This window comes from Hyphobacterium marinum (assembly GCF_036330325.1).
In the GTDB taxonomy this organism is placed as follows: Bacteria; Pseudomonadota; Alphaproteobacteria; order Caulobacterales; family Maricaulaceae; genus Hyphobacterium; species Hyphobacterium marinum.
Window position 1 is genome coordinate 67,097 of the sequence record NZ_JAZDRO010000004.1, and the last position, 14,360, is coordinate 81,456.

The 14,360-nt window shown below is 62.9% G+C and carries 16 protein-coding genes; 8 read left to right on the top strand and 8 right to left on the bottom strand.

Annotated features, from left to right (window positions below; translation table 11 throughout):
* Positions 1–13: 13 nt before the first annotated feature.
* On the top strand, positions 14–1,576 hold the full coding sequence (locus V0U35_RS10005) for a hypothetical protein (protein ID WP_330196571.1): 1,563 nt from the start codon (positions 14–16) through the stop codon (positions 1,574–1,576).
* 39 nt (positions 1,577–1,615) lie between these two features.
* On the opposite strand, the gene V0U35_RS10010 is transcribed toward V0U35_RS10005, so the two are convergent.
* From V0U35_RS10010 to V0U35_RS10045, 8 genes are all read right to left on the bottom strand, one after another.
* The gene (locus V0U35_RS10010) at positions 1,616–2,791 is read right to left on the bottom strand and encodes a vWA domain-containing protein (protein WP_330196572.1); all 1,176 of its coding nucleotides are present in this window, start codon (positions 2,789–2,791) and stop codon (positions 1,616–1,618) included.
* Between the two features lie 44 nt (positions 2,792–2,835).
* A complete protein-coding gene (locus V0U35_RS10015; RefSeq protein ID WP_330196573.1) occupies positions 2,836–3,969 on the bottom strand; it encodes a hypothetical protein in 1,134 nt (377 codons plus the stop codon).
* A gap of 81 nt (positions 3,970–4,050) precedes the next feature.
* The gene (locus V0U35_RS10020) at positions 4,051–4,293 is read right to left on the bottom strand and encodes a hypothetical protein (RefSeq protein WP_330196574.1); all 243 of its coding nucleotides are present in this window, start codon (positions 4,291–4,293) and stop codon (positions 4,051–4,053) included.
* A gap of 13 nt (positions 4,294–4,306) precedes the next feature.
* Positions 4,307–4,765: a hemerythrin domain-containing protein gene (locus V0U35_RS10025; RefSeq protein WP_330196575.1), complete on the bottom strand. Its 459-nt coding sequence runs from the start codon at positions 4,763–4,765 to the stop codon at positions 4,307–4,309.
* 69 nt (positions 4,766–4,834) lie between these two features.
* Positions 4,835–5,203: a bleomycin resistance protein gene (locus V0U35_RS10030; RefSeq protein ID WP_330196576.1), complete on the bottom strand. Its 369-nt coding sequence runs from the start codon at positions 5,201–5,203 to the stop codon at positions 4,835–4,837.
* Between the two features lie 19 nt (positions 5,204–5,222).
* The gene (locus V0U35_RS10035; protein ID WP_330196577.1) at positions 5,223–5,873 is read right to left on the bottom strand and encodes a CatB-related O-acetyltransferase; all 651 of its coding nucleotides are present in this window, start codon (positions 5,871–5,873) and stop codon (positions 5,223–5,225) included.
* Between the two features lie 160 nt (positions 5,874–6,033).
* Positions 6,034–6,909, bottom strand: a complete 876-nt coding sequence (locus V0U35_RS10040) for an AAA family ATPase (RefSeq protein WP_330196578.1) — start codon at positions 6,907–6,909, stop codon at positions 6,034–6,036.
* A 78-nt stretch (positions 6,910–6,987) separates the two neighbouring features.
* On the bottom strand, positions 6,988–8,787 hold the full coding sequence (locus V0U35_RS10045) for a tetratricopeptide repeat protein (protein WP_330196579.1): 1,800 nt from the start codon (positions 8,785–8,787) through the stop codon (positions 6,988–6,990).
* 190 nt (positions 8,788–8,977) lie between these two features.
* Here V0U35_RS10045 and flbT point away from each other — a divergent pair, with 190 nt between their 5' ends.
* The 7 genes from flbT (at position 8,978) to V0U35_RS10080 (ending at position 14,314) form a co-directional block, all read left to right on the top strand.
* Positions 8,978–9,400, top strand: coding sequence for a flagellar biosynthesis repressor FlbT (gene flbT / locus V0U35_RS10050; protein ID WP_330196580.1), 423 nt, complete (start codon positions 8,978–8,980; stop codon positions 9,398–9,400).
* Entirely contained in the window at positions 9,363–9,746 is a 384-nt protein-coding gene (flaF, locus tag V0U35_RS10055; RefSeq protein ID WP_330196581.1) for a flagellar biosynthesis regulator FlaF, read from the top strand. Before flbT ends, flaF begins: the two co-directional genes overlap by 38 nt.
* Positions 9,747–9,988: 242 nt before the next feature.
* Positions 9,989–10,822, top strand: a complete 834-nt coding sequence (locus V0U35_RS10060; RefSeq protein ID WP_330196582.1) for a flagellin — start codon at positions 9,989–9,991, stop codon at positions 10,820–10,822.
* 331 nt (positions 10,823–11,153) lie between these two features.
* A complete protein-coding gene (locus tag V0U35_RS10065) occupies positions 11,154–11,978 on the top strand; it encodes a flagellin (RefSeq protein ID WP_330196584.1) in 825 nt (274 codons plus the stop codon).
* A 93-nt stretch (positions 11,979–12,071) separates the two neighbouring features.
* A complete protein-coding gene (locus tag V0U35_RS10070) occupies positions 12,072–12,896 on the top strand; it encodes a flagellin (RefSeq protein ID WP_330196585.1) in 825 nt (274 codons plus the stop codon).
* Positions 12,897–12,995: 99 nt separating this feature from the next.
* A complete protein-coding gene (locus V0U35_RS10075) occupies positions 12,996–13,826 on the top strand; it encodes a flagellin (protein ID WP_330196586.1) in 831 nt (276 codons plus the stop codon).
* A 125-nt stretch (positions 13,827–13,951) separates the two neighbouring features.
* Complete coding sequence (locus V0U35_RS10080) at positions 13,952–14,314, top strand: flagellar protein FlaG (protein WP_330196587.1); 363 nt, start codon at positions 13,952–13,954, stop codon at positions 14,312–14,314.
* Positions 14,315–14,360: the final 46 nt, after the last annotated feature.

Sequence of the window (14,360 nt, forward strand, 5' to 3'; positions counted from 1 at the left end):
GCAAGGAGCTTATATGCGCGCATCACTGTACTCAGCCGTTTTCGCCATGATCGTGGCGCTTTCGGCCCAGGCCCAGGCCCAGACGTCGATTTCGGCGGCCATTCTGCCAACGGCCCGCACCACCACGGTAGGCCAACCGGCAACCGCCTTCGCGTCCATCGTCAATTCCGGCAGTCAGATGGCAACCGGTTGCCGACCGGCGCTGATGGACGGTTCACTGCCTGTCGCCTTGGCCTACCAGACGACCAGTCCGGCCAATGCGCTGACGGGGACAGCGAACACGCCAGCGGACATCGCGCCCGGTTCAACGCAGAACTACCTGTTCAGCCTGACGCCGTCCCAGTCCTTTGACTCGCTGCCCGTGATTATCGACTTCCTGTGTGATGACGGTGTGCGAGGGGCCTATGTCCGCGGCGTCACGACATTCGAACTCTCGAGCCGTGCCTTTGCGCCGGACATCATCGCCGTTGCCGCGACCCTCTCCGGGGACGGCGTGGCGCGGGGTAATGCGCCTGACGGTTTTGCCGCGTTCACCGTGTCGGCGGTCAATATCGGCGCCGGTCCGGCTCCGGTCACGGTGCGGCCGGTATCGGGGCTGCTGGACATGCCGGTGCGGTACGACATCTGCCAGACCGATGCCCAGTCGCAATGCCTTGGCCCGCGGGCGTCCAGCGTGACCGTGACCATGGGCAGCGAGCCGGCCTTCTTCGTCGTCCGGGCGATCGGTCTCGGGGCGGGTATCCCGCTGTATGCCGACGTTCTGCGGACCGATGTCGTGTTTTCCGATGCCGAGCATGTTGTGCGCGGGCGAACCAGTGTCGCAGCGACCTTCCCTGGTCCGCAGGCTGATCCGGCCGCCGGGCAAATGCCTGCCGGGCTGTGGACTCTGGTTGTCGATGGCAACGGTCTGGACCATGGCGACCGGATTGTCGGCCGGCTCGCGATCGACCCGCAGGGGGGTGTGTCCGGGGATGCCGACCGCGTCCGTTACGAGACCTATGCCGGGGATTACGGATTGCAGGGCATGATCACTGCCGACGCCGCTGCGCTGCCGCAACCGGCGCTGCAGGGCAGCCTCGTCGAAGCGTTCGACATCGAGACGGGCGAGATCCCGCCCTACCCGGTCTCTGGCGTCTGGAGCCACCGCACCGGTCTGCGCGCCACGGTCGAGCCGCACGCCACGCTGCGCCGCCGGATCCGGGCGGTCTACAGCCCGGATTCGCTGCGGACGGTGACGCTTGCCGATCTGGCGGATCAGTATGACTTCCTCTACCGCGACGGCAATGCGGAGCCTGCCGATCTGGGCAATGTCGCGCTGACCGCTGCGGGCGGCCTGACGGTCAGCCTGCCGGGCCTGCTCTGCCAAGTGGACGGAACACTGTCCCAGCCCCAGGCCGGCTTCAACCTGATGACGGTTTCCCTGACGCTGTCGGGCGGGGGCTGCCTGCTGGCAGGGGTCTATACCGGTCACGCGGCGGTCGTGACCGAGACCATCGGAGGTCATGAAACCGAAGTGATCGGCGTCGTTTTCGGCGACGAGTCGATGATCGACTCCTTCATGCTGGCGCGCCAGTAGCCTGGCTGGGCAGGGCCGGCGGACGCCAACGCCGCCGGCCTACCGACCCAGCTCCTTCATCGCCGCGTCGACACCGTCGAGCGTCAGCGGGAACATGCGGTGCGGGCCGATGATCTCGCGGATAAGGCGGATCGAGTAGGTATTGTCCCACCATTTTTCCGGTTCGGGATTAAGCCAGACGAGCGAGGGGTAGGCTTCGACGAGGCGTTTGAGCCAGACCGAGCCGGCCTCCTCATTCCAGCCCTCCACCGAGCCGCCGGCATGGGTGATTTCGTAAGGGGCCATCGCCGCATCGCCGACGAGCACAATTTTCCAGTCGCGCGGGTATTTGTGCAGCAGGTCCATCGTCGGCACGGTCTCGGCCCGGCGGCGCAGGTTTGACTTCCACACGCCCTCGTAGACGCAGTTGTGAAAGTAGAAATAGTCGAGATTCTTGAAGGTCGAGCGGGCCGCCGAGAACAGCTCTTCACAGGTCCGCACATAAGGGTCCATTGATCCGCCAACGTCGAAGAGCGCGAGCACCTTGATGGCGTTGCGCTTTTCCTTGCGCATCTGCACGTCGAGCCAGCCCTGGCGCGCCGTGGCGCTGATCGTGCCGGAGAGGTCGAGCTCCTCGTGCGCGCTGTCGCGGGCGAATTTGCGCAGGCGGCGCAGCGCGACCTTCAGATTGCGGGTTCCGAGCTGGCGGTCTCCGTCGAGGTCCTTGTAGCGGCGCTGTTCCCACACTTTCACCGCGCGCCTGTTGCGTGACTGTCCGCCAATACGCACGCCGGCCGGGTTGTAGCCCGAATGCCCGAAGGGCGAGGTGCCGCCGGTCCCGATCCATTTCTTGCCGCCCTCGTGACGTTTCTCCTGCTCCTCGAGGCGCTGCTTCAGCGTCTCCATCAGTTCTTCGAAGGGCAGCGCTTCCATCGCCGCCATTTCTTCCGGGCTTAACAGGGCTTCCATCGCCGCGCGCAGCCACTCCTCGGGGATGTCCTTCTCTTCGAAGAGGGCAGTGAGGGCTTCAACGCCCTGGAAAACGTGGCCGAAGACTGCGTCGAACTTGTCGAAGTCGCGCTCGTCCTTCACGAGAATCGTCCGGCTCACCGAGTAGAAATGGTCGATGTCGGGGGCCACCGCGCCCTTTTCCAGCGCCTCGAGCAGGGTCAGGTATTCCCGGGTCGTGACCGGGATTTTCGCGTCGCGCAGGGTGGAGAAGAAGCGGTGGAGCATGGGGCTTGGTCCTTTGGTTCAGACTAGCCCCGCAGCCGTGTCATTCAATCCCGCGGGGGCAGCCCCTCACCCTGGCCGGATTCCCTTTCGGTGAAGGCGGCAATATCCGCCGCGATCTGCTCGGCCGCCAGGCGGCCGTCCGCGTCTGGCGCAGTCTCCGCCGCGACACGGGCAAATCCGCTGGCCTGACGCAGGGCGAGGCCGGGCGAGACGCCACGCAGCGCGTCCCGATACCGGTCATGGGCCGCTTGCAGGGCGAAGGCGTGAACGTCCGGATCCGGTCCGGCGGGCGTGTGGCCGGCGATCAATCCTTCGACTAAGTGGCGTGCGAAATCGCTGATCGCGGACTGGGTGGTATCATCCGGCGGTGTCTCCGGCTCGGCGATGATGGCGAAGACCGTCGCGCCGGCGCGTCCGCTGCGCACACTGACCGGGGCATTAGGATAGAAATCCGGATAGGTCCGGAACCGGACCGGCAAGCCACCGATCTGCGCGGTATAGGGACCGTCTGTTGCTTCGCCCGTCAGCCGCCAGCTGAGAAGATTGTCCTCTGCGTCGGGATTGCTGTCGCTGTCAACAAGGGCTTCGGTACGCAGATGAACGCGATCATCCATCCGGTAGTCGCACCGGACATGATGGGGGAAGGGCGATTCCAGTGAGACGAGACGGGCCGTGCCGGTCGAGGCGCACACCAGCCCTGTCGCCCGATGCAGATAAGCGTGCTCGTAAATGTCCCAACTGTCGGGTTCGGCGAGGGCTGAGGCATGAAGTGCCTCGTCTGCTGCGCGCCGGGCGAGGCTTTCATCGCCGGTCGCCCTGGCAAGGAAGCTGGCCCCGGTATGGAATTGCTGGCGCAGGGCGGCTGCTTCGGGTGATGAGCCAGCGGTCAAGGCCAGGCCTTCCTCCACGATCCCGGCCAGTGTCAGCCAGTCGTCGAGCCGGATGGCGACCTGCATGCGGACCTGAAGCGCAGCGGCGCGTTCGAGGTCCGTGCGCGCGCTGTCATAGGCGGCCCGGGCCAGGCAATCCGCATTGCGCGTCTCCGGGCCGTTGGCGGCACCATAGTGTTCGGCCAGGGCGTCGCGTGCGGCCGCGAGCTGGCCTGGATGGGCGATCTGGTCTGTCGAGAAATCGGAACAATTGAACAGCTGCGCGACCGCTATCAGCCCCACGAGCATGGTTTGGCTCCTGCAAGGTAAAGCCCCGGCAATTCAGCATACGGCCGGGTCGTACACCAGCGGAATTCGCGTGTGGATCTGCTAGCCCTCATGCTTGATCAGCCAGCGCCAGACCCCGAGCAGGTTGATGCCGAAGAGAACCAGGTTCTGGACCATCAGGCTCCAGGTGTCGTCGAGCCATCCCGCCGTGATCCAGGCAATTGAGGAGAGGGTGAAAAGCGCGAATCCCCAGCCGGTAATCCGTCCGCCGAACCGGCCGGCGATCATGAGGGCGGCGACAATCCCGGAGATCGCCGCCGCCCATCTGACGGTTTCGTCAAGCATGACCTGATTGGATTCAGTCGACCGGCGTCAGCGCCGGCATCACGACCTTTTTGCGGGCGTCGAAGCGCCGGCCCAGGTCTTCCGCTTCCTCCTCGGTCAGGTCCTTGCGGGCGAGTTCGAAGAATTCGTCTTCCTCCTCGTCCATGTGGTGTTCGAGCAATTCAGCCAGGGCATGGAATTTCTGGCCCCACTCTTTGTTGGCCTTGGGCATGGTGTCGAGTTCCTCGAGAAGTGAATTCACCATGTGGTGTTCGTTCTTTGCTTCCAGGGACTCGTCCTCGTCCCCCTTGGACTCCAGGCGGGAATAGAAGGTCGCTTCCTCGACCTTGTTGTGGGCCCAGAGGTCGATCTTGAACTTGTCGAACAATTCCTGGCGCTTCTTGGCCGCGCGGTCGGTTGTATCCTCGATCTGGCTGATCAGTTCGCGGGCCTTGTCATGGTCTTGCTTGATGCGCTCGAAAATATTGCTCATGGGGTCGCGTCCTTCGCGTTGGGGGAGGGTTCGCGAGGGAAACGCCCGACGGGCGCGCCAGTTCCGGGCTCAGTCTTTTTCGTCGATATCCTGACCGAAGGTGATCAGGATCCCGGCGGGGTCGAGGACCGCAAATTCGCGATAGCCCCAGGGCTTGTCGCCGAGATCGCCATTGGGATGAACGACCCCGGCCGCCTTGGCCCGCTCATAGATCGCCTGCACGTCGTCGACATCAACCCGGCAGGACGTCCACGCGCAGATCTCCTTGCGGTCGGTCGAGGAGAAGTGCAGCTCCGCGCCGTCCAGCGCCGCCCCGCCATAGGTCGGCGGATCATCCCAGGTCCAGCATTTGAAGCCGAGCGTGTCGCGCACAAAGGCCAGGCTCTCGGCGACATTCGTGGATGGCAGGACGGGTATGGCGCGCAGCATCTTGGTCATGCCGGCCAGCCTAAACCGGTCAGCCCGGCGCGAACATGGAGAGCGCCTGAACATCGGCCTTCATCAGTGCATCGGAGGCCTGCGCGATGCGCTCGACCGGCCAGTCCCACCAGGCCAGGTCCAGCATGGCGGCGATGTCGGCCTCGGGCAGGCGGTATTTGGCCACTTTGCCCGGATTGCCCGCGATGATCGCATAGGGCGGCACGTCCGACGCGACGACGGACTTGGCCGCGATAATCGCGCCATGCCCGACCGTGACACCGGGCAGGATGGTCGCGTCCCAGCCGACCCAGACATCATGGCCAATCGTGATGCCGCCCTTGTTCGGCCACGGGCCGGGGTCGGGCCCCCCGAACGCCTCGCCAAAAATCGGGAAGGGGAAGCTCGACAGCCGGTCGGCAAAGTGATTGCCGCCATTCAGGACAAAGCTCGCCCCGTGGGCGACCGAGCAGAATTTCCCGATCTCCAGCCGGTCGTCGATGAAATCGAACGCGTATTTCACGTTCGACCGGAAGTCCTCCGGGTCCTCGAAGGAGTGGAAATAGCTGTAGTCCCCGGCCGACATTTTCGGCTCGTTTTCCAGCAAGGGTTTGAGGAAAACGATGGACGGGGCGTGGGGCAGGGGGTGGAGCGTTTGCGGGTCGAGCGATTGCGATTGTGAAGACGGCACGGGACGTCCTTTCCAGTGAAGGAGGTTTCAATTGAGAATTGAAATCGCGCCTTCGGGTTGCCCCGTCTCTAGGCGCGTTTAGCCGCGCTGAATCATCGCCGTCTCCCTGGCTCGTCAAAATATCTAGTCGCGAAAATCCCCGTTGTCACGTTTGACGCGCCTAAGCCGCGCCCGGTCCCTGCGGGCCGCCGGGGCCGGAATTGCGCCGCGCCATGAAGGCGAGTTTTTCAAACAGCATCACGTCCTGCTCGTTCTTCAGAAGCGCACCGTGGAGCGGCGGGATCAGCTTGCGCGGGTCCCGCTCGGCCAGAAGGGCAGGGTCGATGTCTTCCACCAGCAGCAGCTTCAGCCAGTCGAGCAGTTCCGAGGTCGAGGGCTTTTTCTTGAGACCCGGCACGTCGCGGATCTCGTAGAACAACTTCAGGGCTTCGGCGAGCAGGCGGCTTTTCAGCTTGGGGAAATGGACCTCGACGATTTCGCGCATCGTCGCCTCGTCGGGGAAGGCGATGTAGTGGAAGAAACACCGGCGCAGGAAGGCGTCGGGCAATTCCTTCTCATTGTTCGACGTGATGATAACGATGGGGCGTTTGGCGGCCTTGACCGTCTCGCCGGTCTCGTAGACGTGGAATTCCATCCGGTCGAGTTCCAGGAGGAGGTCGTTTGGAAACTCGATATCGGCCTTGTCGATCTCGTCGATGAGAAGAATGGGGCGTTCGTCGGCCGTGAACGCCTCCCACAGCTTGCCCTTACGGATATAGTTGGTGATGTCGTGGACGCGCTCCTCACCCAGCTGGCTGTCGCGCAGGCGTGCCACAGCGTCATACTCGTAGAGACCCTGTTGGGCCTTGGTCGTTGACTTGACGTGCCATTCGATCAGCGGCGCGCCAATGGCGCGGGCGACCTGGTGGGCCAGCTCGGTCTTGCCGGTGCCCGGCTCGCCCTTGATCAGCAGCGGGCGTTCCAGCGCGATGGCGGCATTGACCGCCGCGCGCAGTTCGCCATCGGCGACATAGCTGTCGGTACCTTCAAATTTCATCGGGTTGGGATGCCTTCCTGTCCGGGGTCCGTCTGGCCGGCCAGAATAAGGCGGTGAGCCGGGGCGTAAAGCCGTGTGTCAGGCTGCCTTGGCCGCTTTGACCCGCTCGGTAAGCGCCGTCGCGACCTGGCTCATGACGCCTCTCCAGTCGCCGTATCCCTCACCGGCGAAGAGCCGCGCACTGGGGTAGCCGGGATAGTAATCTTCTCCGAACGCTGTCCAGCTACCTCGGTGCGATGCCGTCACCCACGCTTCTCCCCCGACCGCGCAAGTCAAGTTGATCGTCGCGTTCATGGGACCAATCGTGAAATCGAGCGCCTTGCCAAGGGCGGCAACCCGGTCGAGCTCGTCTTTAAGATCTATTCCCTCGGGCTGGTGGATTTTGACGCCGAAATCGCGCTCGGCCTGCTCCAGTTCTGCAGCCACGTCGCCATACTGAAGATTGACGAAGGTCACGCCCGGCGTTTTCAGGATCGGGGCCCAGAGGTCGAAGGCCGCGAAATTCTTCTTCCGCTTCGCCGTCATCTTCAGTGACTTCCAGAGCAGCCCGACTTTCAGACCCGGCCCCATGCCGGCGAGCGTCTTCTGCCAGCGTGCCAGTTCGCCGGAATCGGCGGTCAGGAAGGCCGGTTCGGCCGGGAAGTCGGAGACCTTGCGGCGGAACGCCCGGAAAGCATTGCCCATAGGGGCCCAGAGGTCGAACGGGCCATGTTCGTCGCGCATCGCCTTGACGACCCGGAAATCGCGGCCCTCGGTCCGCGCCGACGCGTGGGCGGCAACGACCGCCTCGGGGAAGGACCGCTGTATCAGCGGCACAAGCCGGCCTTCGCTGGCAATATAGAGTTTGCCCTCCGGACCGATCGCCTGGATCAGGTCGCGCGCGGCGTTGAGGAACATCACCTCGTCGCCCAGACCCTGCTCACCGACGAGAAGGAGTTTCTTGCCCGCCAGTTCGCGCGGGTCAGCCCCGTCCCAGAAGGCTTCCTTCATCACGAACATGGTCGCGTCGGGATAGTCCTGGTCGAGGCGGGAATCGTACGTGTCCCAGCCTTCTTCCAGCCGCCCCGCCGCCAGATAGGCGAGCGAGCGGCCATGGGTCATCACGATCCGGTCTTCGCGGTTGGCGGCATTCTCCAGGGCCTGGTCGAAGGCCTCGATCGAGGCGTCGAGATCGCCCATCAATTCCAGCGCGAAGGCGATATTGTTGTGGGCGCGCCCGAAGGCGGGATCGAGCCGCAGCGCTTCCTGGTAGAAGGTTAGCGCTTGCGCGGGGTCACCGGATTCAATCAGGACCGTTCCCATCGCATTCCACAGATCGGCATGGTCGGGCTTGGCATAGATGCCAGCACGGATCACTTCGATCGCGTCCTCGAACCGGCCCTGGTCGCGCAGCACACCGCCGAGATTAATTGGTCCGTTGGGTTCGGCCGGCAGCATCTGGCAGAAGAGGCGCAGGAATTTCTCGGCCGCCTCCAGCATGCCGAGTTTCCACGCCACCATGGCCAGCGACTGGTAGATGTCCGGCGAGGTCGGATCGGCCCGGTAGGAACGCTCGTAGAATTTCAGTGCGACCGACAGGCGCCCGAGCCGTTCCGCACCAACGCCAGTAATGTGCAGGGCGAGCGCGTTGTCCGGTGACTTGTCGAGCACTTTCAGCGCCAGCCGGATTCCCGCCGTGGGGTCGTCCTGCTGCACCAGCCGCAAGGCACGCATGAGAACCGCGGCCTGTTTGCGCAGCGTTTTGGCCGCCTTGCCGCCACTGCGGTCGATGGCTGCCTCGATGTCCGGCCCGCCTGTCCCGCGTGCCGCATCATTCAGGCTGTATCGGGCGGCCTCGACAGGTTGGGCGAGGAGGTCGGCGAGAGGAGCTTCGGTCATGAATGGGCCTTCGGCATTGGCGCAGCGAGCGGATGATCCGGGGCATCGCGCCCTGCTTCGCTTAACACCGCGCTAACGCCCTGCGGCAATTGGTCTGTTCGCCGAAACGCTTTCTTCACCCTCATTCCGCTAGCGTGCCGGGATGCAGGCAGGCAAAGACCTGCCGCGAGAGGGGATCAGAGGCGCATTCATGCCGCTTAAACTGTCACTGAAACCGGGCGAGAAATTTGTCCTGAACGGGGCCGTTCTTCAGAATGGCGACCGGCGGGCCACGCTCGTGCTTCAGAACAAGGCCTCTGTTCTTCGCGAAAAGGATATCATGCACGAGAACGAGGTCACGACGCCTGCGCGCCGGATCTATTTCCCGATCATGATGATGTACCTGTCAGAGAAGCAGGACACCAAGATATACGACGAATTCGTGGTTCGCATGACCGAATTCATGAATGCCGTCGGAAGCGCCGACGCGATGCAGGAATGTGTCGCTGTCTCCAGGGATGTGATGGCGGGCGAGTACTACAAAGCGCTCATCCGTTGCCGGAAACTGATCGATTACGAAGATGAGAGGCTGAAAAGTGTCGCTTCAGGCTTATCAGACAGCAACGACTCGTAGCGAAAACCCGCGCGCGACCGAATACCGGTTGTTCGCGCAGGTAACGCGGGCGCTCATGGCGGCGCGCGAGAAAGCAGACGATATCAAGGTCCGCGCCGACGCGCTCGACTGGAACCGGCGCGTCTGGAGTACGCTGGCGCTGGATTGTTCCGACGACAATAACGGGCTCCCTGAAGCGCTGCGCGCCGGGATCATCTCGCTCTCGCTCTTCGTGTCAAAACACTCCTCCGCCGTGCTGCGGTCCGGGGCCGATATCGACACGCTGATCGAGATCAACCGCATGATCATGCAGGGGCTGGAAGCCCAGGCCCAGCTCGCAAAAGAGCCGGTCGCGGCCCACGGCTAGGGTCCGGTCCGTTACCGGTCAGAAAATGTCACCGTGGCGGTTCTTGCCCGGCAGTTTTTGACTGCCGGGCTTTCCATTTTCGCGGCTCCGTGAAAACCATAAATATTTCAGTGTCTTGATTGGTCGATTGCGCATGCGGTCATGGCCCGCCGATTGCTGCCTGACGTCCTAGGACAAAACGTCCCCGGACCGGGCGCAACAGCGCGGTCTTCATGAGCTTCCAGAACGGAGGAACCCCAACAATGACGAATTCCGTCAACACCAACCCCGGCGCGATGATCGCGCTGCAGAACCTGAACCGGACCAACATGGAACTCGAAATGGTTCAGAACCGCATCAACACCGGCCTGGAAGTGGCCGGCGCGAAGGACAATGGCGGCATTTTCGCCATCGCCCAACGCATGCGGTCGAATGTGAGCGGCTACTCGGCCGTGACAGATTCGCTGAACCGGGCCATCTCGACGGTGGACGTCGCCCTTGCCGCTGGCGAGGCGATTTCCGATCTGATCATCGAGATGAAAGAGAAGGCGCTCGCCGCTGCGGACACGTCCCTGGACACCGCGTCGCGGACCGCATTGAACGAAGACTTCAAGGCCTTGCGTGACCAGATCAAGGTGATCGTCGCCAATGCCGAGTTCAACGGGTCAAACCTTCTCGACAATTCGATTGCGTCGATCACGGCGCTCGCGAATGCCGACGGGTCCAATACCATCACCGTCGCTGACGAGAACTTCGTGCTGGGTTCCACCGGCTCGCAGGTGACGATTGCGTCCAACGCCTCCTTCGCCACGGCGACGCAGGCCGACAATATCGCCAGCCAGCTCGGAACCACGCTCGACAACGTCAACGCATCGCTCGCACGTTTGGGCACCAAGTCGAAATCCCTCGGGATCCATTCGGCCTTCGTGACCAAGCTGTCCGATGCGCTTACGACGGGTATCGGCAATCTGGTGGACGCCGATATGGCGAAGGAAAGTGCCAAGCTCCAGGCGCTGCAAGTCAAGCAGCAGCTGGGGATTCAGGCGCTGGGCATCGCCAATCAGTCTCCCCAGGCCGTACTGTCCTTCTTCCGGTAAGGATAAACGGGGCCGCCTTCCCACCCGGGGCGGCCCCGCTTCTTTTTCAAGTAACACGAGGGTGGGTACATTTTGGTGTTTTCCCCGCCCGGAATTTTTGACCGCCCGGTAAATTCTGCCGGGCGTTTTTGCGTTCATAGCGGCAAATTTTTCCCGGTCGGCACCCCCCGGCAAAAACTGCCGGGCCGAAATCGCCCGCCTGGCTAGGTGAATCGAAAAAACCCAATCGGACCGGCCCAACTGGCCCCGGCCTTGCTGCGCGTAAAGACGGGTCAGAAGACCCCGGCCGGCAAAACGCCGGTGACACGACCAGAAAGGGAGTTGAGCCAAAATGGCTACGATCAATACCAATGCGGGCGCGATGATCGCGCTTCAAAACCTGAACAAGACCAATATGGACCTTGAGCAGGTACAGGCCCGTATCAATACCGGTCTTGCGGTTTCCTCGGCCAAGGACAACGGCGGCATCTTTGCCATCGCCCAGTCCATGCGGGCCGACGTCGCGGGCTATTCCGCTGTCGGCAATTCCATCGATCTGGCCGTGTCCAGCGTCGACGTTGCGCTGGCCGCCGGTGAAGCCATCTCCGATCTGCTGATCGAAATGAAGGAAAAGGCCCTGGCGGCGGCGGATACGTCGCTCGACACGGCTTCGCGGACCGCCCTGAATGAAGACTTCAAGGCGCTGCGCGACCAGATCGGCAAGATCGCGTCGAATGCCGAATTCAACGGCACCAACATGATCAAGAACGGCGGCAGCGGCGTCTCGGCGCTGGCCAATGCCGATGGGTCCAGCACGATCGCGGTTGCGGCGGAAGATTTTTCGCTGACCGGTTCGAAGATCACGATCTCTGCCACGTCGTCCTTCGCGACGGCCGGTGCGGCTGACACGATTGCCAGCCAGCTCGGAACATCGCTCGACAACCTGAATGCGTCGCTGGCGCGTCTGGGTACCGGTGCGAAATCGCTGGAAATCCACAAGTCGTTCGTTGGCAAGCTGTCGGACGCCCTGACCAAGGGTATCGGCAACCTCGTCGACGCCGACCTGGCAACGGAAAGCGCGCGTCTGCAGGCTCTCCAGGTCAAGCAGCAACTGGGTATCCAGGCGCTCTCGATCGCCAACTCGGCACCGTCAACGATCCTCGGATACTTCCGCTAATCGGCGGCACTGAACCGGCGGTGGTGACCCCGCCGCCGGTTATGGCCGGCAAAACGCCGGCGTCATGAACCAGAACGGGAAAGGGCCAAGAACATGGCTACCATCAATACCAATTCCGGGGCGATGATCGCCCTGCAAAACCTCACCAAGACGAATGCCGAACTGGAACAGGTCCAGGCCCGCATCAATACGGGTCTGGCGGTCTCCTCGGCCAAGGACAATGGCGGCGTCTTTGCCATTGCCCAGTCGATGCGGGCGGACGTCGCCGGCTATTCGGCGGTCGGAAATTCCATCGATCTCGCCGTTTCCACGGTGGACGTGGCGCTCGCTGCCGGCGAAGCCATTTCCGACATTCTCGTGGAAATGAAGGAAAAGGCCCTGGCGGCGGCGGATTCGTCGCTCGACACGGCCTCGCGGACTGCCCTGAACGAAGACTTCAAGGCGCTGCGCGACCAGATCGACACCATCATTTCCAATGCCGAGTTCAACGGAACGAACCTGATCAACGGCACGACCAACAGCGTCAAGGCTCTCGCCAACGCTGACGGGTCGAGCACGATCACGGTTCTGGACGAGGATCTGTCGCTGTCCGGTTCGATCGTCACGATCGCATCGAACGCGTCCTTCTCGACCGCCACCCAGGCCAGCACGATTGCTGGCCAGATCGGCACCTCCATCGACAACCTGAATTCGTCGCTGGCGCGTCTCGGCACCGGGTCGAAGTCGCTGGAAATCCACAAATCCTTCGTTGGCAAGCTGTCGGACGCCCTGACCAAGGGTATCGGCAACCTCGTCGATGCGGATCTCGCCACCGAAAGCGCACGGCTGCAGGCCCTCCAGGTCAAGCAACAACTGGGTATCCAGGCGCTCTCGATCGCCAATTCGGCACCGTCGACGATCCTCGGATACTTCCGCTAACCGCGGAACCGGAATTCGGTAGCGGTCCGATGGGCCGCTACCGGATCGGGCCGGCAAAAAGCCGTCCTTGACTAACCAGAACGGGAAAGGGCCAAGAACATGGCTACGATTAACACCAATGCGGGTGCGATGATCGCCCTGCAGAACCTGACCAAGACCAACAGTGAACTGGAACAGGTCCAGGCCCGCATCAATACGGGTCTGGCAGTCGCTTCGGCCAAGGACAATGGCGGCGTGTTCGCCATCGCCCAGTCGATGCGGGCCGATGTCGCGGGCTATTCCGCGGTCGGCAATTCCATTGATCTCGCGGTCTCCACGGTCGATGTCGCGCTCGCCGCTGGCGAAGCGATCTCCGACATTCTGGTCGAGATGAAGGAAAAGGCGCTTGCCGGTGCTGACTCTTCGCTCGACACCGCGTCGCGGACTGCCCTGAACGAAGACTTCAAGGCGCTGCGCGACCAGATCACGACCATCGTCAGTAATGCCGAATTCAACGGCACCAACCTGATCAACAACACGACCACCGGCATCGCGGCTCTGGCCAATGCCGACGGGTCGAGCACGATCTCGGTTGCGGACGAAAACCTGAAGCTGGGTGCGACGGGCAGCAAGATCACGCTGTCGGCCAGCGCCGCCTTCACGACCGCGACCCAGGCCGACAACATTGTCAGCCAGATCGGCACGTCCCTGGATAACCTGAACGCGTCGCTGGCGCGTCTGGGTACCGGTGCGAAATCGCTGGAAATCCACAAGTCGTTCGTTGGCAAGCTGTCGGATGCCCTGACCAAGGGTATCGGAAACCTGGTGGATGCAGATCTCGCGACGGAAAGCGCGCGCCTGCAAGCCCTCCAGGTCAAGCAGCAACTGGGTATCCAGGCACTCTCGATCGCCAATTCGGCACCGAGCACGATCCTGGGCTACTTCCGCTAAGGCGGATATCCGGCGGCGGGGGTTGAAGGGGTTCCGCCCCCGCCGTCACGCCTTCCTCCTGATTGAGGCGGGCAAGGATATCCTCCCAAAGGAGGCACCGGCGGTGTACCCGCCGGCGTGAAGACATGAATGAGCTGATCGAAACGGCGCTTTCGCCCGCGTCAGCGCCACAACGGCTCTCACCGGGGCACAGAATGGTCGAGCATGGTGCCCGGTCGCAGTCCCGCAAGGAGTCGGAACCGGAGCCGCAGACCCTGGATCCGCGTTCACAGGAGCAACTTGAGGCGGCCATTGACCGCCTCGCCGAGGAGGTCTTTGCCGGATCGCGTCTCGCTATCGAGAAGCACTCCGGTGCCGACACCTTCGTTTACCGTCTGATCGACACCGATACCGGTAGTGTCGTTCGTCAGTGGCCCACGGAAAGCCTGCTGCACCTGCGTGAATACCTCCGTACGCGTCAGGCCGGGGTGCTGGACCAGACAGCCTGAGGCGGACGCAAATTCGCCTCGGCAGATATTGACCGCACGCACGATG

Coding starts and splice junctions, on each gene's coding strand:
- V0U35_RS10045 (WP_330196579.1), bottom strand. CDS start 8,787: ATGACCGAAGCTCCTCTCGCCGACCTCCTCGCCCAACCTGTCGAGGCC.
- V0U35_RS10065 (WP_330196584.1), top strand. CDS start 11,154: ATGGCTACGATCAATACCAATGCGGGCGCGATGATCGCGCTTCAAAAC.
- V0U35_RS10060 (WP_330196582.1), top strand. CDS start 9,989: ATGACGAATTCCGTCAACACCAACCCCGGCGCGATGATCGCGCTGCAG.
- flbT (WP_330196580.1), top strand. CDS start 8,978: ATGCCGCTTAAACTGTCACTGAAACCGGGCGAGAAATTTGTCCTGAAC.
- V0U35_RS10080 (WP_330196587.1), top strand. CDS start 13,952: ATGAATGAGCTGATCGAAACGGCGCTTTCGCCCGCGTCAGCGCCACAA.
- V0U35_RS10075 (WP_330196586.1), top strand. CDS start 12,996: ATGGCTACGATTAACACCAATGCGGGTGCGATGATCGCCCTGCAGAAC.
- V0U35_RS10010 (WP_330196572.1), bottom strand. CDS start 2,791: ATGCTCCACCGCTTCTTCTCCACCCTGCGCGACGCGAAAATCCCGGTC.
- V0U35_RS10040 (WP_330196578.1), bottom strand. CDS start 6,909: ATGAAATTTGAAGGTACCGACAGCTATGTCGCCGATGGCGAACTGCGC.
- V0U35_RS10020 (WP_330196574.1), bottom strand. CDS start 4,293: ATGCTTGACGAAACCGTCAGATGGGCGGCGGCGATCTCCGGGATTGTC.
- V0U35_RS10015 (WP_330196573.1), bottom strand. CDS start 3,969: ATGCTCGTGGGGCTGATAGCGGTCGCGCAGCTGTTCAATTGTTCCGAT.
- V0U35_RS10025 (WP_330196575.1), bottom strand. CDS start 4,765: ATGAGCAATATTTTCGAGCGCATCAAGCAAGACCATGACAAGGCCCGC.
- V0U35_RS10030 (WP_330196576.1), bottom strand. CDS start 5,203: ATGACCAAGATGCTGCGCGCCATACCCGTCCTGCCATCCACGAATGTC.
- V0U35_RS10005 (WP_330196571.1), top strand. CDS start 14: ATGCGCGCATCACTGTACTCAGCCGTTTTCGCCATGATCGTGGCGCTT.
- V0U35_RS10070 (WP_330196585.1), top strand. CDS start 12,072: ATGGCTACCATCAATACCAATTCCGGGGCGATGATCGCCCTGCAAAAC.